General features: G+C 34.2%; 15 protein-coding genes. 13 read left to right on the top strand and 2 right to left on the bottom strand.

What is annotated here, in order from left to right; all coding sequences use genetic code 11:
• Window positions 1-13: 13 nt before the first annotated feature.
• The gene (locus ACEN2N_RS01005) at window positions 14-1,450 is read left to right on the top strand and encodes a tagaturonate reductase (RefSeq protein WP_441822592.1); all 1,437 of its coding nucleotides are present in this window, start codon (window positions 14-16) and stop codon (window positions 1,448-1,450) included.
• A gap of 18 nt (window positions 1,451-1,468) precedes the next feature.
• Window positions 1,469-3,085: a UxaA family hydrolase gene (locus ACEN2N_RS01000; protein WP_441822591.1), complete on the top strand. Its 1,617-nt coding sequence runs from the start codon at window positions 1,469-1,471 to the stop codon at window positions 3,083-3,085.
• 21 nt (window positions 3,086-3,106) lie between these two features.
• Here ACEN2N_RS01000 and ACEN2N_RS00995 read toward each other — a convergent pair whose 3' ends face one another.
• Complete coding sequence (locus tag ACEN2N_RS00995; protein ID WP_441822590.1) at window positions 3,107-4,129, bottom strand: LacI family DNA-binding transcriptional regulator; 1,023 nt, start codon at window positions 4,127-4,129, stop codon at window positions 3,107-3,109.
• A gap of 251 nt (window positions 4,130-4,380) precedes the next feature.
• Between ACEN2N_RS00995 and ACEN2N_RS00990 the strand changes: the two genes are divergently transcribed.
• The 11 genes from ACEN2N_RS00990 to ACEN2N_RS00940 all read left to right on the top strand — a co-directional run bounded on the left by ACEN2N_RS00990 (window position 4,381) and on the right by ACEN2N_RS00940 (window position 19,557).
• Window positions 4,381-5,832: a glycoside hydrolase family 28 protein gene (locus tag ACEN2N_RS00990; protein WP_441822589.1), complete on the top strand. Its 1,452-nt coding sequence runs from the start codon at window positions 4,381-4,383 to the stop codon at window positions 5,830-5,832.
• Window positions 5,833-5,862: 30 nt separating this feature from the next.
• Window positions 5,863-9,003, top strand: coding sequence for a SusC/RagA family TonB-linked outer membrane protein (locus tag ACEN2N_RS00985; protein WP_441822588.1), 3,141 nt, complete (start codon window positions 5,863-5,865; stop codon window positions 9,001-9,003).
• Window positions 9,004-9,016: 13 nt separating this feature from the next.
• Entirely contained in the window at window positions 9,017-10,630 is a 1,614-nt protein-coding gene (locus ACEN2N_RS00980; RefSeq protein ID WP_441822587.1) for a RagB/SusD family nutrient uptake outer membrane protein, read from the top strand.
• 156 nt (window positions 10,631-10,786) lie between these two features.
• Window positions 10,787-11,767 carry a DUF4861 family protein gene (locus ACEN2N_RS00975; RefSeq protein ID WP_441822586.1) on the top strand — a complete coding sequence of 327 codons (981 nt, stop codon included), beginning with the start codon at window positions 10,787-10,789 and terminating at the stop codon, window positions 11,765-11,767.
• 5 nt (window positions 11,768-11,772) lie between these two features.
• Window positions 11,773-13,005: a glycoside hydrolase family 88/105 protein gene (locus ACEN2N_RS00970; protein WP_441822585.1), complete on the top strand. Its 1,233-nt coding sequence runs from the start codon at window positions 11,773-11,775 to the stop codon at window positions 13,003-13,005.
• A gap of 18 nt (window positions 13,006-13,023) precedes the next feature.
• Entirely contained in the window at window positions 13,024-14,268 is a 1,245-nt protein-coding gene (locus tag ACEN2N_RS00965) for a glycoside hydrolase family 88/105 protein (protein ID WP_441822584.1), read from the top strand.
• Window positions 14,269-14,285: 17 nt separating this feature from the next.
• Complete coding sequence (locus tag ACEN2N_RS00960) at window positions 14,286-15,689, top strand: Gfo/Idh/MocA family protein (protein WP_441822583.1); 1,404 nt, start codon at window positions 14,286-14,288, stop codon at window positions 15,687-15,689.
• A 99-nt stretch (window positions 15,690-15,788) separates the two neighbouring features.
• The gene (gene pelA / locus ACEN2N_RS00955; RefSeq protein WP_441822582.1) at window positions 15,789-17,795 is read left to right on the top strand and encodes a pectate lyase; all 2,007 of its coding nucleotides are present in this window, start codon (window positions 15,789-15,791) and stop codon (window positions 17,793-17,795) included.
• A gap of 1 nt (window position 17,796) precedes the next feature.
• The gene (locus tag ACEN2N_RS00950; protein ID WP_441822581.1) at window positions 17,797-18,534 is read left to right on the top strand and encodes a rhamnogalacturonan acetylesterase; all 738 of its coding nucleotides are present in this window, start codon (window positions 17,797-17,799) and stop codon (window positions 18,532-18,534) included.
• Window positions 18,535-18,567: 33 nt separating this feature from the next.
• Window positions 18,568-18,924 (top strand): hypothetical protein, encoded by a 357-nt coding sequence (locus ACEN2N_RS00945; protein WP_441822580.1) that lies wholly within the window; start codon window positions 18,568-18,570, stop codon window positions 18,922-18,924.
• 12 nt (window positions 18,925-18,936) lie between these two features.
• On the top strand, window positions 18,937-19,557 hold the full coding sequence (locus tag ACEN2N_RS00940) for an alpha/beta hydrolase fold domain-containing protein (protein ID WP_441822579.1): 621 nt from the start codon (window positions 18,937-18,939) through the stop codon (window positions 19,555-19,557).
• Between the two features lie 4 nt (window positions 19,558-19,561).
• Here ACEN2N_RS00940 and ACEN2N_RS00935 read toward each other — a convergent pair whose 3' ends face one another.
• Window positions 19,562-20,254, bottom strand: coding sequence for an NUDIX hydrolase (locus ACEN2N_RS00935; protein WP_441822578.1), 693 nt, complete (start codon window positions 20,252-20,254; stop codon window positions 19,562-19,564).
• Window positions 20,255-20,617 lie beyond the last annotated feature (363 nt).

Here is a 20,617-nt window from a genome sequence, read left to right as displayed (position 1 = left end):
TTTTACTTAAATCATGCAGAATCTAAATAGACAAACTACATCTAATATTGATAAATTACCAATTAAAATCATTCAATTTGGAGAGGGTAATTTTTTACGAGCTTTTATTGAATATGCGTTTCAAAAATTAAACAAAGAACAAAATTTTAAAGCTGGTATAGCTGTTGTTCAACCAATAGATAAGGGTATGATATCTATGTTGAATGATCAAGACGGTTTATATACATTGTTCACAAAAGGAATTCGTGACGGTAAGGAGATTGAAGAAAAAGAATTGATTACCAATATAGTCAAGGGTATTGACCCATATAAAAATTTTGAAGAATTTTTGAGCTTGGCAAAAGAGGAAGAATTGGAATTTGTTATTTCTAATACTACAGAAGCAGGCATAGCTTATATTACAACAGACAGAATTACAATGTCTCCGCCAAGTTCATTTCCGGCAAAGTTGACAAGACTATTGTATGAGCGTTTTAAACACTTTGAAGGTGCTCAAGATAAGGGGTTGACAATTATACCCTGTGAGCTTATCAATTACAATGCAGATTCATTAAAAGAAATTATATTAAAGTATATAGAACTTTGGAGTTTGTCTGAAGATTTTAAAAATTGGGTATTGCATAGTTGTACATTTCACAATACGTTGGTAGATAGAATTGTACCAGGCTACCCGCGTGATCAAATTGAAGAGTATAACAGTCAATTGAATTATAAAGATAATCTTATTGTTAGCGCAGAAACTTTTTTCTTATGGGTTATTGAAGGTGACGATGCTTTAAAAATGAAATTACCTTTTCATAAGACAGATCTAGACGTTAAGATTGTAAAGGACATGCAGCCATTTAGAACTAGAAAGGTTAGAATTTTAAATGGTGTGCACACGGCAATGGTACCTTTTTCCATATTATATGGTAATGAAACGGTAAAGCAATCTTTAGATGAATCTTTTACAGGACCATTTATAAAATCGTTAGTCTTTGAAGAAATTATTCCCACGCTCGATATGGAGCAAGAAGAATTGGAAGATTTTGCCAATGCTGTTTTCGATAGGTTTAGAAACCCTTTCGTAAAACATCAACTTGCCAGTATAGCTTTAAATTGTATATCTAAATATAAGGTAAGGGTTTTGCCAAGTTTACTTGAATTTGTTGCTCAGGAAAATAGGTTGCCCCTAAAATTAGTATATTCTTTTGCCTGTTTAATTCGTTTTTATAAAGGAAGTTGGAACGGTAAAAAAATGCCTATTAATGATGACGAAAAAATTGTGACCGAAATGACTTCCATATGGCAGTCATCTACCACTTATGATGTTGCTTTTAAAGTATTGGGTAATACAAATTATTGGGGTCAAGATTTGAATTCTGTCAAAGGTATTACCCAAGCGGTTTCAGATGCCTTAGAATTGCTAGAAAAGTATGGTGTAAAAGAAGGATTCTTAAAGTTTACTTAGATTTTTAAAAAAGGATGTATGCAGAATAGGTTGATTAAGGTTCAAGCAGAAGATAATGTTGCTATCGCTTTGGTAGATTTAACAGAAGGTGAGTTTATTCATTTTGAAGGAAAGGAAATTAAAATACTTTCTAATACGAAAGCAAAACATAAAATTGCATTGGTAGACCTTGAAATGGAAGGGCAGATTTTTATGTATGGAGTCTTGGTGGGCAAGGCAACATCTTTAATTAAAAGAGGTGGTATTTTAACTACTGAGAATGTAAAGCATCAAAGTGAGACTGTAAAAGGAAGAACTCGAAATGTAATTTGGAACGCACCGGATATTACAAAATGGAAAGACAGGACTTTTATGGGGTACCACCGATCTGACGGGCAAGTTGGCACTCAAAATGTTTGGTTGTTTTTCCCTTTAGTCTTTTGTGAGAATAAGAATATAGAAAAACTTAAAGACGTTTTTGAAAAGGAATTATCTATTGGTAAATCTAACTCCCAAAGACAGCTATTACGAAATTTGATAGACGGTACGACCATAACTGATACTGTATTCATTCAAGATTCGAATGAGAATACTTTTAATAATGTTGAAGTAAAATTCATTACCCATCAAGGCGGTTGTGGAGGTATTCGACAAGATTCGCAATCTTTGGCCAAGCTTTTAGCAGGATACGTAAAAAATTCGAATGTAGCTGGTGCGACCGTTTTGAGTTTAGGATGTCAAAATTTACAAATAGACTTGTTCAAAAACGCATTAAAAGATATTGACCCCAACTTAGATAAGCCTGTTCTAATTTATGAGCAGCAACAAATGGGTACTGTCGATGAAATGTTGAATACTATAATAAAAGATTCTTTCGTTGGTATAAAAGCTGCAAATGCCATTGAACGTAGATCTGCTTCTATCTCAAAATTGAAAATGGGATTAGAATGTGGTGGTTCTGACGGATTTTCGGGTATTTCTGCGAACCCTGCTTTGGGTTATGCTTCAGATATATTAGCTGCTGTTGGTGGTTCACCAATACTTTCTGAATTTCCAGAACTTTGTGGTGTGGAGCAAGAACTCGTTAACCGATGTGTTAATGATGAAGATGCAGCACGATTCATGAACCTTATGAAAGCCTATGAAGCTTCGGCTGAGGCGGCAGGGTCAGGCTTTGATATGAATCCTTCACCAGGCAATATTAAAGATGGTTTAATTACCGATGCTATGAAATCAGCCGGTGCAGCCAAAAAAGGAGGTACATCACCTATTCAGGCTATTTTAGACTATGGCGAATATGTAACTAAACCGGGCCTAAATCTACTTTGTACACCAGGTAATGATGTAGAGAGTACTACAGGTATGGTTGGTTCAGGTGCCAACGTAGTAGTTTTTACAACTGGTTTGGGTACACCAACGGGAAATCCTATTGCTCCTGTTTTAAAAGTCTCTTCGAATACAATACTCGCAGAACGAATGCCCGATATTATCGATATAGATACAGGTGCAGTAATTCGTGGAGAAAAAACGATTCATCAAATGGGAGAAGAGATTTTGGAATACGTGATTCAAGTTGCTAGTGGTGAAATAGAAGCAAAGGCAGATAAGTTAGGTCAAGATGATTTTATACCTTGGAAAAGGGGAGTGTCACTTTAACTAATTTATGAGCATCAAATTCTATGTCGACTTACTAGATGATTTCCTAATAATTAGTTTAGCTGGTAAAATGACATTTTTTTGAATTTTTACAGATTGCTCACTTTCAACTTGTTCTAAGAAAACTTGTGCAGCCATTTTACCCATTTCCACTGGCGATTGGTCAACAGAGCTAATAGACGGCTCTAAAAATTGGGTAAAAGGTTCGTTACTAAAGCCCACTACGCAAAAATCTTCTGGTATTTTTATAGATAAGCTTTGTAAATATTTAATTGCTCCGAGTAACCCGTTATCTGTAGACGAGAAAATGGCATCTGGTGGCACCGGTAATTTCATTAATTTCTCTGCAGCTTCTTTACCTGCTTCCATATCACTTTTTAGCGGAATAACGTACTCTGGTAAAAATTCCAAGCCATTGGCAATCAGTGCATCCTTATATCCATTTAAACGATTTTTATATAGTTCAAGACCGTTATCAATATGAAAATGGGCAATTTTTTTACACCCTTGGTCAATTAGGTGTTTTGTTGCATCATAGCCCCCTTGATAATCATCAAGTGATACAGAACTTGTATCGGGAAAATTTAGTTTTCTATCGAAGAAGATAAAAGGCGTAGTTTTTTTTACTAAAAATTCAATTTTCTGTTTTTCTTCATTGGTAAAAGATGTGGAAATTAAAATTCCTTCAACTTGTTCATTTAATAAATTTTGAAGTATTTTAAGTTCTCTATCTTTATCTTCATGAGTTTGTGATATAATAACATGATAGCCTTTAGGGTATAGCTCATCTTCAATACCTCTAATAATAGAGGAGAAAAAATTTCTATTAATATATGGTACAACAACACCGATGTTTTTACTTCGACCACTTTTTAATGCCAAAGCAAGTCTATTTTGCTTATAATTCATTTTAGTGGCAGTAGCTAATACAAGCTCTCGTGTAGTTTTGCTAATTCTCGGATTGTCATTTAAAGCCCTTGATACTGTAGCAGCGGTAATATCTAACGCCTTAGCAATATCATAAATAGTAGTTTTCTTTTTCATTTAGGTTTCTAAGATATGACAATCGTTCAACCTACAAAAATAAGAAATTGTTATCGATTACCTAATATTTGAAAATAGACGAAATTTTGAGCCTTCAAAATTAATTTCGGAGTTTATAACCCCTAAAAACGGTTTTTTATTAAAATTTTAATGATTATTTTGTTAAATCTAAATCTTTTAATCTAAATATTTTGTTAAACGGTTATTTATTTATTACTATTGTGTAATCGATTACATTAAGTTACACAAAAATGAATTTCACAAAATTATTTAAAGTTAAAAATGGCACTGCCTTCTTTGGTAATTCTATACTTCTCTCATTTTTATTAGTATCTGTTTTGGCTTGTACAGAAAAAAAAGAAATCAAAAAAGATCCGTGGGCAGAAATGCAAGTTGTTATCGACAATGTAATTGTACCCAAATTTAAAAATGACATATTTAATATAGTCGAGTTTGGGGCTGTAGCAGATAGTATAACATTAAATACAAAAGCCTTTGCTGATGCCATAGCTGCATGTGCTAAAAATGGTGGTGGTATTGTATTGGTACCTAAAGGTTCATTTTTAACAGGTCCAATTCACTTAGATAATAATGTAAATCTTCATTTAGAAGCTGGTTCCGAAATATTATTTAGTACAAACTTACAAGACTATCCAATTGTGCATACCTCATACGAGGGTACTGAACTAATGAATTTTTCTCCATTAATTTATGCGAAGAACAAAACAAATATTGCTATAACAGGTCAAGGCATTTTAAATGGACAAGCAAGTAATGAATTTTGGTGGCCTTGGTGTGGTAGTAATTCATATGGGTGGCAAGAGGGTGATCCAAAACAACATTCGTCGCTAGCAAAATTAAAAGAAGGTATGTCAGAAAAAGGTGTACCTGTAGAAGAAAGAATTTTTGGAATTGGCGAATTTTTGAGACCAACTTTTATTGAACCCTTTGAATGTGAAAATGTTCTTATCAAAGGTGTGAAAATTATCAATGCCCCTTTTTGGATTATTCATCCTTTAAAATCTAAAAATGTAACTGTTGACGGGGTTACGATTGAAAGTCATGGGCCCAATAATGACGGTTGTGATCCAGAGTATTCTAAGAATGTAATTATAAAGAATTCAGTATTTAATACTGGTGATGATTGTATTGCTATTAAGTCTGGTAGAAACGAAGATGGACGAAGAGTAGGTATTAAAAGTGAAAATATTATCGTGCAAAATTGTAAAATGATAGATGGTCATGGCGGTGTGGTAATTGGCAGCGAAATTTCGGCAGGGGTTAAAAACGTTTATGTAGAAAACTGTATTATGGATAGTCCAAATTTAGACAGAGCCATTCGTATTAAAACAAATACTAAAAGAGGGGGTACTGTTGAAAATGTCTACGTAAGAAATTTAAAGGTTGGCCAAGTAAAAGAAGCGGTATTGAAAATCAACCTTTTTTATGGAATATATGCCAATCAAGAGGGTAACTATATGCCAGAGGTAAGAAATATCAGTTTGGAAAATATTCAAGTAGAGAACGGTGGTAAATACGGAATATTGGCAGAAGGTCATGAAGAACTAACTATTTCAGATATAACCTTTAAAGATGTTACCATTAAGCGCGTAGATTCTATATACAAATTAAAAAATGTTAGAAATATCAACTTTATAAACACTTATATCAATGAAAAATTAATGAAATCAATTACGAATTAACTTAAACATTCACTCAACTTAATTACAACTATGAAACAACTATTTACAAAAGTAAATGCTAAAAAACGGCTATTTACGTGTATTTTACTACTAGGTCTTTTGACTACTAGTAGTATTATTGCTCAACAAGGAACAACGGTTAGCGGTCTGGTGTCAGAAGCAGGTGCTCCCTTACCCGGTGTTAATATTGTAGAAAAGGGAACTACCAACGGAACTCAAACTGATTTTGACGGTAAATTTAATTTGACCCTTTCAACTGACAATGCTAATTTGGTTATTAGCTATATTGGTTTTGAAACAAAAAATGTACCCGTTAACGGTGAAACTCAATTTAACATAACCTTGAATGAAGATACCCAGAGTCTTGATGAGGTTGTTGTTGTGGGGTATGGATCTGTTAAAAAATCAGATTTAACGGGAGCCATTGCCAGCGTTAGTGCTGAATCGTTGACTGAAAGAAATTTTACTAATCCTTTAGAATCTGTGCAAGGTAATGTTGCAGGAGTTCAAATTAGTAATAATACAGGACGATTGGGTGATGGTTTTAGCATTCAAATAAGGGGACAGAGTTCATTTGCAGGAGGTAATCCACTATTTGTTGTAGATGGAGCTCCAGTTGATGATATTGACTTTCTAAATCCGCAGGACATACAGCAGATAGATATTCTTAAAGATGCATCCTCTGCTGCTATCTACGGCTCTAGAGGTTCTAATGGTGTGGTATTAATAACAACAAAAAGCGGTTCTTCGGCTAAAGGCGGTTTTAATGTTAGTTTTGATTCATTTATGGGTATTAAAAACGTTGCTCGCTTACCTGAATTAATGGACGGTCCAACCTGGCAATATTACCATAAATCAGCTTACTTGGCAACAATTAACGAGCCTGGTGGACCATTAGCCATTACTCCAGAGAGACTAGAGAGCACGGTAATTGGTGGATCGAATTCTGTTTTAAGAGAGCGATTCGATGCAAACCAAACTTTTGACTGGTATGACGCTGTGTTGCGAAGCGGTATTCAGCAAAATAACTACTTAAATATAAACGGGCGTTCTGAAAACGGACTCTCTTACAATTTAGGAATGGGCTACCAGCATGAAACTGGTAATCTTTTAAATGAAGATTTGGATAAATTTACTTTAAAAACCGGGGTGTCTCATAATGTAAATGATAAATTTTCTTTTGGTGCAAACGTTACTATTACAAAAACTGAAAATGAGCGTGGCAGCAGTAATGCAATGCAAGAGGCATTTCGTTTAGCTCCGTTTTTAAGTCCTTATGCAATTGATGATAATGGAGTTGAAACAGATGAATTATTTGACCAGCCAGGAAAGTTAGTGTTTCCTACTTCAGGTAATTTTGCAATCAACAAAACAAGTACTTATAACCCATTGTTACAAATTGCCAATTCTTCTGATAATGTTGAAAGATGGAATATTGTAGGTAACGTTTTTATGGATTATAAATTCACAGATTGGTTATCTTTTAGAACCACATTTTCTTCAGGATATGATAATCGTGAAAGAGGTAGATCTTGGGGTAATTTAACCAATGAAGGATTGAGTAATGGAGGTCCTTTAGGAGATTTAGACATTAGAAAAAGCTTTAATTATACATGGGATAACCAGTTTAATATTAATAAAACTTTTAATGAGAAACATAATGTTAAACTGTTGGCCTTACAAAGTGTTTTCTCATCTCAAATTGAGTCTAGATTCTTGTCTTCACGTAACCTTTCTTTTGAAAGTGGAACTGATAATTTGGGTTCTGGTCCACAAGCTACATTTAATTTAGGAACTGGATTTTTAGATGAATCGTTATCCTCATATGCGTTAAGATTTAATTATGACTATGACGGAAAATATTTTTTAACCTTATCTAATAGATGGGACGGTTATTCTTTATTTAGTGAAGAGAACAAGTGGGACTCCTTTTCTGCTATAGCTGCTGCTTGGACGATTTCAAATGAAAACTTCATGGAAAATAGTGTTTTCTCTAACCTGAAGCTTAGGGCAAGTTATGGTTCTACGGGTAATAATTCGTTCGATAGAAATAGAAACCCTTACCCTACCTTGAATACTTTAAATGAGCAATTATACTATGATCTTGACGGTCCTGTTAATGGTTTTAGAGCTACAGCATTGGCGAATTCTGCATTAACCTGGGAAAGAACCAACGAAGTAAATTTTGGACTTGATTTTGGACTTGCCAACAACAGGGTAAGTGGTTCTTTTGACTATTACAATAGACTATCAGAAGGTGTTTTGTTTGAACGCTTGCTTCCAGTAGAAATAGGCGCTGAATCAGGCATCTTAGATAATGCCAGTTCGGTACGTAATAAAGGTGTAGAAGTACTTCTTAATACCAAAATAATAAAAACTGATAAATTTTCATGGGATGTAACTTTAACATATACCAATAATACAAACTCTATCGAGTCAATCAATGGTCAAACGGAACTTGATGATATCGGTAATGGTTTATTTATTGGGGAATCTATAGGGGTTGCAGGAGAAAATGGAAATAGATCAAATTATAACTATGTTTTTGACGGTATCGTTCAAGCAGGTGAAACTAATGTTCCAGGAGGTGTTACCGAAGGTCAGGCTAAGGTAAAGGATATAAATGGAGATGGGGAAATTACTCCAGAAGATGACCGAGTTGTATTAGGTTCTGTAGATCCAGATTGGGGTGGCAGTATATTTACTAATATTCGTTACGGTAACTTAACACTTTCTGCTTCAGCAATAACGAGTCAAGGTGTGTATACATACAGCCCTTGGAGAGCGAATTTTACAGATACTAGAGATAGAGGGCGTCAAAAAGCTGATATTTCTTTTTACGTACCAGAAAATGGAGCAGGAATACCAGCACAATTCTCAAATGAATATCCACAAGGTAGAAACCAAGGAGATTTCTGGAGAAGTCAGCAAGTTGGATATTATGCGGATGCGTCTTTCGTGAAAATTAAGAATATTTCATTGTCTTATAATTTTGAAAGTAAAATTCTTGATAAACTTAACTTGAAAGGGCTAAGGGTTTATGCAAACGTTTTAGATCCATTTGTATTTACAGATTACATGGGTTATGATCCTGAAACTGCAAGTGCTAGTTTAGGTGTTGGTCGTACTGCCGCTATTACGTATCAACTAGGATTAAGTATTAAATTATAAAAAGATGTATATCATGAAAAGAATTATATTTAGTTTACTAATTACAGTAACGGTTCTTACATCTTGTGAAGATGTACTAGAAGTGGATAACAGAGGTTTTGCTACTGCTGAGGGTATTTATGTTACCGAAAGTGGCTATGAAGGATTGATAAATGCAAATTATTCTTTACTGCGAGAAATATATGGCGTACAACCCTACATATACTGTTCAGGCACAGATTTATATGCCGAAGGTAGAAGTCCTGAGCCTTTAGGTTTGAGCCAATATACAGAATTAGGTCCTGCATCTGAAGATGTAGATATCATATACAATCAAGCCTATAAAGCTATTCGAATGGCAAATACGGCCTTGTTTTATGCTGATATCACTGAGCAAACACCCAATATTACTTCAAGAGTTGGCGAGGTAAAATACCTAAGGGCCAACGCTTATTTTTTGTTGGTACAAACTTATGGTGGCGTTCCTCTAATTCTAGAGCAGATTGATAGCCCTATTCTAGAAATAGAAAGAAATTCGGCAGAGGAGGTATACACAGCAATTATTAATGATCTAACAGAAGCTTTAGGAGCTGTAGGAACAGATACTTCTAATGGACGTGTAAATCAAAGAGCTGTTCAACATTTATTAGCTAAGGTTTATTTGACTAGAGGTTATGAATCTTTTGGTGAGGTAAGTGATTTTAGTACTGCGGCTAGTTTTGCTGATGCCGCTATTAATGGTCAAGATTTAAATCTTTCTTTTGATGAGTTATGGGATTATACCAATAGAGCAAATGAAGAAGTTCTTTTTGCTGTTAAGTATTCTTCAGGTTCTGTAAGTGCAGACCCTACAGAGTTAGGTAATCAGCAAGCACGTTTTTTTGGACCTTATATGGGTGGTAATGAAATTGCTGGTGAGGCACCAAATAGATCTTATAACCTCTTGGCTACTGATTTTGCATTACGTTTGTTTACGCCAGATGATGAACGATACGAGGCTAGTTTTATGACAGAAGTTTACAATCCATACTTTTTGGAACATGTCTCTGGTGATTTAAGCGGTGAAGGTATTAGAGATTTTTACGAACCGTATTGGTTTACCCCAGCAGACAGTACTGCTTATGTTAACTCAATCATTCAATTAGAAGATTTTGTATATCATCCTTACGAAACTACGATTGGTGGCATCATAGTAACGGGTGATTATGAAACAATACCATTAAAAAAGTTTGATGACCCAGATGCGCCCTTCGGTGAATCAACAAGTACTTTAGATATTGTTCTTTCTCGTTTAGGAGAAACCTATTTGATAGCTGCAGAAGCTTATCTTCAGGCAGGTAATGCTGCAACTGCCTTAAATCGTCTAAATACAGTTCGTGACAGGGCAGGAGTTGATGATGCTACTTCAATAGATATCGATTTCATCTTAGACGAACGCGGTCGTGAGTTATTTGGTGAATATCACCGTTGGTTCGATTTAAAAAGAACTGGGAAATTAGTGGAAAGGGCATCATTACATCATCCTTTAATTGAAGAATCAAATTTTGCGGGTTCAGGTGGTGAACTTAAGATTTTAAGACCAATTCCTCAATCAGCATTAGATTTAAATGCCAACAAAAATTTTGCTCAAAACCCTGCATACAATTAATTTAAATTTGTTTTGCAAAGCGCATATAGAATTTGGTTTTTTGAGTTAGTTTGAAATGGGGTTTGGTGAAAGCAATTTTATCAAGTCCCTTTCTATTTTATAGTAACTAGTAAATACTAATTTTAAGAGTATAAATAACCTATTAATTAACTAAGAATGATAAAAGTAAATCAACTACTGTTTATAGCACTATTGGGAATAGTCTCATGTAAACAAGAAAAAAAAGTAGCAAATGATGTTAAGGTGGTTGAAAATTTAGTAGCCAATAAAACATATGCGGAAATCGCCATTAAAGAAGGTGGCGAATGGCAAGGTAAAAAATATGTAGGTGATAATTTCACATTTAAAAATATTGAATATCTCAAGGCTCCAGATAGTTTAACAGATCACTCTTATTATATTAGATATGAAGGGCCAGGATGGGAAAGTAGTAAGGTTGGTTATCGTTTGTACTTTGATTGGCGTAACGCTATCGATATTTTCGGCAAAAAAGTGGACACCATGGTGCTTTCAAAAGTAGGCCTAGATAATTATGATTCTTACCATGAGAACAGCCCTTGGGGACAAGATATATTAAAAGTAGGAAAATCTTTGGGTATAGGTTCTTATGGTCGATTTGACGGTGATAAAAATGTGGTTCATTTTAAGGAAGTGGATTCTACCACGGCCCAGATTCATAATACATCAGTTGGTTCTGGAGTAACCATAAACTATTATGGCTGGGAAGCTTTAGAAAAAAAGATAGATTTAAAATCGGAGATTTCTATTGCACCTGATTCTAGAATGACCAAAGCAGTTTTAACGCCATCTAAGGAAGGTGAAGGTTTAAGTACAGGTATTGTTAAATTCGACGGAATTGAGCCAATAGGTAAAGAAGGTGAAAATGGCTGGGCTTACCTCGCAACCTATGGCGAACAAACTTTGGTACCTGATGATTTGGGAATGGTCATTTTTTATAAAATTGACCAAGTTGAAAAAGTAACTGAATCTGAATTTGACCACTTGGTGGTCTTTAAACCAACAGCCAAACCAATAACGTATCATTTTGCAGCTGCTTGGGAACAGGAGAAAGATGGTATAAAAACTAAGGAAGAATTTATTTCTTATTTAGACGCTACATTATTTGATTTAAAATAAAGGAAATGAGTTATAAGCCTCTTTACTATTTGATAAGTTCTGTTTTGGTAACTACTTTTTTCATTGGTTGTAAACCAGATACCAAATTAAAGAATACTGAAAATACCGAAATTTCTGAGTCTTTGGTTATTTCTGATACTTTGCCGTGGTCTGAGCGTTTGGCTGAATCCATTATTAAAAGGCATCCTGAAGCATGGCAAACTGAAGGTTCTGTACGCCCTGAATGGAATTATAAAATTGGATTATTATTGACTTCGTTTGAAGGTCTCTATGAAAGCTCTGGAAAAAAGCAGTATAAAGATTATATCAAAACTTTTGCTGATACACTGATAAATGAATCTGGTGTAATAAAAGGCTATGAGCGAGAAAAGTTCAATATAGATATGATTAATGCGGGTAAGATTTTATTCAATCTTTATGAAGAAAGTAAAGACTCAAAATATATTGTTGCGCTCGATACCTTAAGAAGTCAATTAAAGACACACCCAAGAACGTCGTCAAATGGTTTTTGGCATAAAAAAATCTATCCAAATCAAATGTGGTTAGATGGTCTATATATGGGAGCTCCTTTCTATGCGCAATACAATACCCTTTTTGAGAATGGAGATAAATTAGATGATATCGCCCATCAATTTGAATTGATATGGGAGCATACAATTGATTCTGAAACAGGATTACTATACCATGCCTGGGATGAAAGTAAGCAGATGGATTGGGCAGATAAAACTACTGGTAAATCTCCTAATTTTTGGTCAAGGTCTATGGGTTGGTATGCAATGGCTTTGGTAGATGTGCTCGATTATTTTCCACAGGATCATCCTAAAAGGGCTTTGCTTATTTCATATTTAAATCAGCTTTCAGAGGCTTTAGTAAAGTTTCAAGATGAATCTGGATTATGGTATCAAGTGACCGATATGCCTGAGCGTAAAGGAAATTATTTAGAGGCATCTGGTACTTGCATGTTTATTTATGCTTTTGCTAAGGGCGTTAAGAAAGGATATTTGCCGGCAATCTTTAGAACATATGCCGATAGGGGTTTTAAAGGGATGATTGATAACTTGGTAGAAGTGGAAAAAGATGGCGAGGTACACATCACAAATATTTGTAAAAGCGCTGGTCTAGGTGGAAACCCATATAGAGATGGTTCCTTTGAATATTACATTAGCGAACCAATTGTAACAGATAATTTACATGGAACGGGACCATTTATTTTGGCGGCAAACGAATTACAACAATAAATTATAAAACAAACGAGCATGAAAATTAAATCTGGAATTCTAGGATTTTTGACCGTAAGTATAGTATCCCTGTTTTTATCCAATTGTAAAACTGAAAAGAAAGATCTAACAAAGGATACGGTAGATTCTCAAGAATTACTAGTTGCAAAAGATGCCAAATGGTACGAGCGTATGGCATTATCTGAAATTCAAAGATTTCCTGACCCAACCTTATTAGACTTTCAAAAAGAATCTAGATGGAGCTATACCAACGGGTTGGTATTACAGGCCATGGAAAGGGTTTATGAAAGAACGGAAGACAAGAAGATTTATAATTATATCTATGACTATGCCAATAGGATGATTAAGGAAGATGGTACCATAGACACCTATAAATTATCTGATTATAATTTGGATATGATAAAATCTGGGGACGCAATTTTTTGGTTACAACAGAAAAATCCTGAGAAGCGATTCAAAATAGCAATGGATACCCTTCACAAACAACTGGTGGGTCAGCCCACTACTTCTGAAGGTGGTTATTGGCACAAGAAAAGATATCCTTACCAAATGTGGTTAGATGGGGTTTTTATGGCAGAGCCTTTTCATACCAAATACACTTTGGAGTATATGGAAGGAGATGAAGCAATAAAAACATTGGATAAAATAGTGCATCAATTTGATTTGATTGAAAAACACAGTAGAGACCCAGAAACTGGTTTGTATTACCATGGATGGGATGAAAGTAAAGAACAAAAGTGGGCAAATAAAGAAACTGGACTTTCTAAACATTTCTGGTCACGTGGTATGGGATGGTACGGTATGGCAATGGTAGATATACTGGATATTCTTCCAGATAATCATCCTGGTCGAGAACGTATTATTGGTTATTTGAAACAATATGCTGAATCTATTATAAAATATCAAGATGAAAAAGGTACTTGGTGGCAAGTTTTAGATATGCCACAAAAAGAGGGTAATTATTTGGAGGCCACAGGAAGCAGCATGTTTACCTATGTATTGGCAAAAGGAGCCAATAAAGGATATATTTCAAACGATTATCTAAATAATGCCAAAAGAGGATTTACCGGAATTATTGAGCAATTTATTTCAGTTGAAGATAACGGTGTTATCAACTTAAATAAATGTTGTGGTGTGGCTGGTTTAGGCGGCGACCCTTATCGTGATGGTTCTTTCGATTATTATGTAAATGAAATTATACGCTCTAATGATCCTAAAGGTACGGGGCCATTTATGTTTGCTGCTCTAGAATTGAATAGATAATTTAAAAATCAATAGATATGGAAAATACAAGGCGAAAATTCTTAAACTCAATTAGTATGTTGGCGGCAACTACTTTATTTCCTTTAAATTCTTTTGCTTTTAATTCCAATAAAAAACTACGAATTTGTTTAATTGGTACAGGTGTAAGAGGAACTAGTTTTTGGGGAAAACGCCTAGTTGATGAATATAACGAGATTCTTGAGTTCGTAGGGCTTTGTGATATCAACCCCGGTAGATTAGTATACGGTAAAAAATATATAGGTGCAAATTGTGATACATATGATGATTGCGATCAAATGTTGCAAGACACAAAACCAGATTTGTTAATTGTTACTACTGTAGACGCAACTCATCATGAGTATATTATTAAAGGATTAAAATTTGGTTGTGATGTACTTACCGAGAAACCCTTAACTACAGACGAAACCAAAGCGCAGGCTATATTAGATGCCGAACAAGAGTCTGAAAAAAAATTAATTGTAGGTTTTAACTATAGATGGAGCCCCTATAGTACTAAAATTAAAGAATTATTAATGAATAATACTATTGGTAAAATTACTTCGGTAGATTTTCATTGGTACTTAAATACCTATCATGGTGCATCTTATTTTAGAAGATGGCATGGTTATAAAGACAAAGGGGGCACGCTATTGGTTCATAAATCAACTCATCATTTTGATCTTTTAAATTGGTGGTTAGATTCTGACCCTAGTGAAGTTTTTGCCTATGGTTCATTAGAGCATTACGGTAAAAATGGACCTTTTAGAGGTGAAAATTGTAGAAACTGTGAGCATAAAAATAATTGCGCTTTTCACTATAATATAACCAAATCGAAACGCGATGTTGATTTATACGTTTCTAATGAAAATTATGATGGTTATATGCGTGATAGTTGTTTGTTTAGAGAAGATATAGATATTTATGATAAAATGTCAACACAAATAAAATATGCAAATAATGTTACCGTAAATTATTCTTTAACTACATATTCCCCTTTTGAAGGTTGGCGAATTGCTTTTAATGGCACCGAAGGAAGAATAGAAGCATCTTTAGATATTCCATATCATAACGAAATTAAGGTAGAGCAAGCTGAAATGCATTCCAAAGAAATGGAACAAAAAGCCATGGATGATTTAAAGATTGAAAACATAATCGTTCATAAAAACTGGAATGATTTTGAAACTATTGCCGTACCTACAGAGCGAAATGGTCATGGAGGCGGTGACAAACGTTTACACGATAAAATTTTTATTTCCCCTAATATCGACGACCCTTTTGAACGGTCTGCGGGTATAAGAGACGGTGTAATGTCTGTTTTAATAGGTATTGGTGCTAGAAATAGTATAGAATCTGGAAAACCAGTGAAAATAGCTGACCTAACCGAATTAAAACCCATGGCTAATAGAATAAAGAGCTCTTAAGCAGCTTACTAGCTTACACGAGTATGTTTTTTTTAACATAATTACCTAAGATAAATTTGGATCAAATATTAATAATTAATAGAAAGGAGTAATTGATTCATGAAAATACTAAGTCCTATTTTAATTATTGTTTTTTCAATGTTCAGTTGCTTTATAAGTGGCCAGCAACCAAGTCGTTCATGGAAAGACTTGGTTGCTTCAGAAAACGAATTTTGGTTTGCGACAAATGAAGCTATTGAGGTTGCCGAAAATGTCTTACTACTTCAAAAAAATGTAGGTGGTTGGGCTAAAAATATACAACCACATAATTTTACAAACGAAGATATATTATCTCTAATTGCTGATAAAAAGAAGGCTGTTGGTGCTACAATTGATAACGGTGCTACGACCTCAGAAATGATTTTTCTTTCTAAAATTTATAAGTCAAATAAGAAAGAAAAGTACAGAACAGCATTCTTAAAAGGTTTAGACTATTTATTGAAAGCGCAATATGATAATGGGGGTTGGCCTCAATTTTATCCCTTACGCAAAGGGTATTACACGCATATAACATTTAATGATGATGCAATTTTCAATGTTATGGTATTGTTGAAAGATATAAACGAATCAGGGGTTTACGATCATTTAAATATTTCTAAACAAACTAAATTAGCTGTCCTTAATGCTTTTCAAAAAGGCATCGCATGTATTTTAAAAACCCAGTATGTTCAAAATGGGAGGCTAACAGCATGGTGTGCACAACACGATGAAAATACTTTTGTTCCAGCAAAAGCAAGGGCATACGAACTACCTTCATTAAGTGGTAAAGAATCTGCCAAAATTGTACTGCTACTAATGTCTATTGAATGTCCTAGCCCAGCGGTGGTAAAAGCAATTTCATCGGCAAAAGATTGGTTTGAAAATACTAAAATTGATGGTATTAGAGTAGACAGATTTTATGATGAACATGGAAAAGTAAGTGATAAGAAAGTAATTACCGATTCAACGGCAAATTTGCTCTGGGGACGATTTATGGAATTAGATGATAATAGGGTCTTTTTTTGTGACCGAGATGGTATTAAAAAATATGCTTTATCTGAGATTGGTAGTGAACGAAGAAATGGTTATCGATGGTATACCAATGAACCGCAAGAAGTGTTGAATGCCTATCCTATTTGGAAAAATAATGTGGAAGCTAAATTTGAAAAGAAGTCTAAATTAGATATTTATAACATGGTTGTTGCCAAAAATGGTTCTGGTGATTTTACAACCATTCAAGAAGCAATAAATGCCGCCAAGGGTTTCCCCGATAAGCGCGTAACGATTAAAGTTAAAAACGGAGTTTACAAAGAGAAAGTTTCGGTTTATGAATGGAACACGAATACAAGTATCATTGGCGAGAACACAGAACAAACCATTATCACCTATGATGATTACTTTGATGATATTAATTTAGGTAGAAACAGTACGTTTCATACACCTACATTTTCGGTTCAGGGCAATGATTTTTATATGGCCAATCTAACCATAGAGAATACAGCAGGTGAAGTGGGGCAAGCTTTGGCACTTTCAGTAAATGCAACTCGGGTAAAAATTGAGAATTGTATAATTAAAGGAAATCAAGATACATTATATACAACAGGTGAAGGCTTTAGGCAGTATTACAAAGACTGTTATATTGAAGGAACAACAGATTTTATTTTTGGACAAGCAACTGCACTTTTTGAAAATTGTGAGATACACAGTAAATCAAATTCATTTATTACTGCTGCATCAACTCCTAAAGGTGTTGAATTTGGTTACGTTTTTAAAAATTGCCGTTTAACCGCAGCTAATAATGTAACTGAAGTATTTTTAGGAAGACCTTGGCGTACGTATGCTAAAACAGTTTTTTTGGAAACTTGGTTAGATGAGCATATTGTTGAACAAGGGTGGGATAATTGGTCAAATATAGCTGCACAAAAACAATCGTTTTACGCTGAGTATAATAATATGGGCCCCGGTTACCAACCAAAATTAAGACAGAAATGGTCACATCAGCTTACTAAAAAGCAGGCTAAATTTTATACCAATGCAGCTATTTTATACGATAAGCTTAATCAAGATTGGTACTTAAATAAAAACTGATATGAACTTTAAATTTTTAATTCTATTATTTTTAATAATGCCCTTTTGTTCGGCACAAGAAGTTACTATTTATTGCATCGGTGACTCTACAATGGCTGATAAAGAAAATCCGGAAGAAAACCCAGAGTATGGTTGGGCACAAGTATTACCCGATTTTTTTGATGAGACTATAAAAATAGATAATAGGGCAGCAAATGGTCGAAGTTCAAAGAGTTTTATATCAGAAGGAAGATGGGATTCTGTTTTACAAACCTTAACTACCGGAGATTTTGTGTTTATACAGTTTGGGCATAACGATCAAAAGTTTAAAGATTCTACTAGATATACCAATCCACACACTACATATCGTCATAATTTAATTCGGTTTGTAATTGATACAAGAGAAAAAGGTGCAACGCCAATCTTATTTTCATCTATTGTGAGGCGTAATTTTAATGAGTATGGCAGTTTAATTGATACCCATGGTGAATATCCTTTAGCAGTAAGAATGGTTGCCAAAGAAATGGAAGTACCTTTAATAGATTTACAATATTTAACTGAGGTAATGGAAATATCACAGGGAGTGGAAGGCTCAAAAGATTTACACTTGCACTTTAATCCTGGGCAGAATACATATTACCCAAAGGGAAAGAAAGATGATACACATTTATCTAAAAAGGGAGCTTTATTAGTAGCTAGTATGGTAGTTTTAGAAATTACAGCGCAAAAACTTGTGTTGTCGAAATATATAAAGCTATAAAAAAACTAACTTTTTATTAAGTATAGTTATCCAATGAAGAGGATAAGAAAAGCATGGGTATGTATTGTAATTACAATATTATCTACTACTATTGGGGTGTCGCAAAACTTAAATGGAATCACGGGTAATAGAGATACCTCATATACTAATGCTATAGCTTTTGCAAAAGATGTAAAGAAATATCCTCAAATTAAACTTGTGGAAGAGTTTACACTTGAAAATGTTCAAGAAGAAAAGGATATAATCTACTGTTCATATGGGGAGCGTAATCTAAAATTAGATGTTTTTCAGAATAATACTCAAATAGATAGTTTAAGAACGGCAATAATTATTGTTCATGGTGGCGGTTGGCGAAGTGGTGATAAAAGCCAACATTTTCCTTTGGCCTAAAAGCTTGCTAGTTTGGGTTATGTTTGTTTTACCCCCGAGTATAGATTGTCTACGGAAGCACTATTTCCGGCAGCGGTACATGATTTAAAATCGGCTATTAGATGGGTTCGTTCCAATGCCAAAAAGTATAGGATTGATCCTGAGAAAATAGTAATATCTGGTTTCTCTGCCGGTGGCGAACTTGCTGCATTTTTAGGAACAACTTCCAATATGCCCTTGTTTGAAGGTAATAGTTGTAAGAAAAACAGCTCATCTCATGTAAATGCTATTATTGATATGGACGGTACCCTGTCATTTGTTCATTCAGAAAGCGGTGAAGGGGACGATAGTAAGAGCATATCTGCAGCGACCCATTGGTTCGGGTATTCTAAAGAGGAAAACCCTTTATTATGGCAAGCCGCCTCTCCATTGAGCTATGTAAACCAGAAAACACCGCCAACGTTGTTTATTAATAGTTCTGTTGATCGTATGCATGCTGGTCGTGAAGATTATACCAATAGTCTTAAAGCCTATGGCATTTATTTTGAAATTATTTCTTTTGAAACAGCTCCACACTCTTATGTACTTTACTATCCTTGGTTTAATCCTACTATAAATGGTATTGATAACTTTTTAACAACAATTTTTAGGTAGACTTTTATATTTTAAAGCAAAAACCTTCTTCAACTTTCTTTTGGTATTTATCTTCATCGAACTCAAATAGAAAGGCTCCTTTTTTAGATGAGCTCATATCTTTTTCTTTCAATTTGGTTAAGAGTTCAAAAGAGTTGAATTTATTGATAAAATTTCTTTTGTCCAATTCAGTATCTAAAATTGCCTCATATAGCTTTTGAAGCTGACGCATAGTAAATTTTTCTGGCAAAAGTTCAAATCCGATGGGTTTAGTGCCAACTCTATTTCGAAGAGATTTAAGAGCATCTTGTACCATATCGTTATGGTCAAAAATTAATTCGGGAACATCTTTTAGATCAAACCATTTTATAGGGTTTTGCTTTAAAAGATCCTTACAATGATGAGCTATATCGATTAGTGCAAAGTATGTTACCGATATGGTTCTTTCTTCTGGGTCACGGTCTAATTTAGAATACGAGTGAACCTGTTCCATGTAAACATTGTTAAGTCCGGTTAAATGATTCAGAATTCTTGTAGCCGCTATATCTAAATCTTCCTCTTTTTTAAGAAATCCGCCTATTAGAGACCATTTGCCTTTAGCTGGTTCAAAATCTCTTTTAACGAGTAATATTTTTAATTCCTCTTGATAAAATCCGAATATAATACAATCTACTGCAAGTAAGACTTTGTCTTCTTTGCGATAATTATTCAAAATCATTTTTTAATTTTTGCGAGCCTAAATTAACAAGATTGAGTGAGATAAAAATGATTTAAATACGAAAAGGTTTGCGCATTATTTTCTATAGTTGTCTATTATCAAATAGGTTAGTGCACTTAACGCCCATGGTTATAGAAGTGTAATAGAAAAATTTACTTTCGTTAAATTATGTGAGCAATTGAAAAATACAGAGCTCGCGAAATTTCAAGAATTATTTCAATAGTGTTAAATTAGAATGTTGTCATTATAAAATAATAGTTTCATTTTTATTTAAATTCGTTTTTTTAAATCTGTAACACAGTAGTAATTGTTGTTAGTTTAGAATAATATTTATCGATTTTTTCAAAATACCACGTCATCACA

The sequence above is a fragment of the Maribacter spongiicola genome (assembly GCF_052119685.1).
GTDB classification, from domain to species: domain Bacteria; phylum Bacteroidota; class Bacteroidia; order Flavobacteriales; family Flavobacteriaceae; genus Maribacter; species Maribacter spongiicola_A.
The sequence above is the reverse complement of the archived record's forward strand: the minus strand, read 5'-3'. Positions and strand labels throughout refer to the sequence as shown.

Bases quoted from the DNA above. Each gene is read 5' to 3' on its own strand.
- ACEN2N_RS00935 (WP_441822578.1), bottom strand. From the start codon at position 20,254: ATGATTTTGAATAATTATCGCAAAGAAGACAAAGTCTTACTTGCAGTA.
- ACEN2N_RS00965 (WP_441822584.1), top strand. From the start codon at position 13,024: ATGAAAATTAAATCTGGAATTCTAGGATTTTTGACCGTAAGTATAGTA.
- ACEN2N_RS00945 (WP_441822580.1), top strand. From the start codon at position 18,568: ATGAAGAGGATAAGAAAAGCATGGGTATGTATTGTAATTACAATATTA.
- ACEN2N_RS00950 (WP_441822581.1), top strand. From the start codon at position 17,797: ATGAACTTTAAATTTTTAATTCTATTATTTTTAATAATGCCCTTTTGT.
- ACEN2N_RS00980 (WP_441822587.1), top strand. From the start codon at position 9,017: ATGAAAAGAATTATATTTAGTTTACTAATTACAGTAACGGTTCTTACA.
- ACEN2N_RS00975 (WP_441822586.1), top strand. From the start codon at position 10,787: ATGATAAAAGTAAATCAACTACTGTTTATAGCACTATTGGGAATAGTC.
- ACEN2N_RS01005 (WP_441822592.1), top strand. From the start codon at position 14: ATGCAGAATCTAAATAGACAAACTACATCTAATATTGATAAATTACCA.
- ACEN2N_RS00970 (WP_441822585.1), top strand. From the start codon at position 11,773: ATGAGTTATAAGCCTCTTTACTATTTGATAAGTTCTGTTTTGGTAACT.
- ACEN2N_RS00985 (WP_441822588.1), top strand. From the start codon at position 5,863: ATGAAACAACTATTTACAAAAGTAAATGCTAAAAAACGGCTATTTACG.
- pelA (WP_441822582.1), top strand. From the start codon at position 15,789: ATGAAAATACTAAGTCCTATTTTAATTATTGTTTTTTCAATGTTCAGT.
- ACEN2N_RS00995 (WP_441822590.1), bottom strand. From the start codon at position 4,129: ATGAAAAAGAAAACTACTATTTATGATATTGCTAAGGCGTTAGATATT.
- ACEN2N_RS00960 (WP_441822583.1), top strand. From the start codon at position 14,286: ATGGAAAATACAAGGCGAAAATTCTTAAACTCAATTAGTATGTTGGCG.
- ACEN2N_RS01000 (WP_441822591.1), top strand. From the start codon at position 1,469: ATGCAGAATAGGTTGATTAAGGTTCAAGCAGAAGATAATGTTGCTATC.
- ACEN2N_RS00990 (WP_441822589.1), top strand. From the start codon at position 4,381: ATGAATTTCACAAAATTATTTAAAGTTAAAAATGGCACTGCCTTCTTT.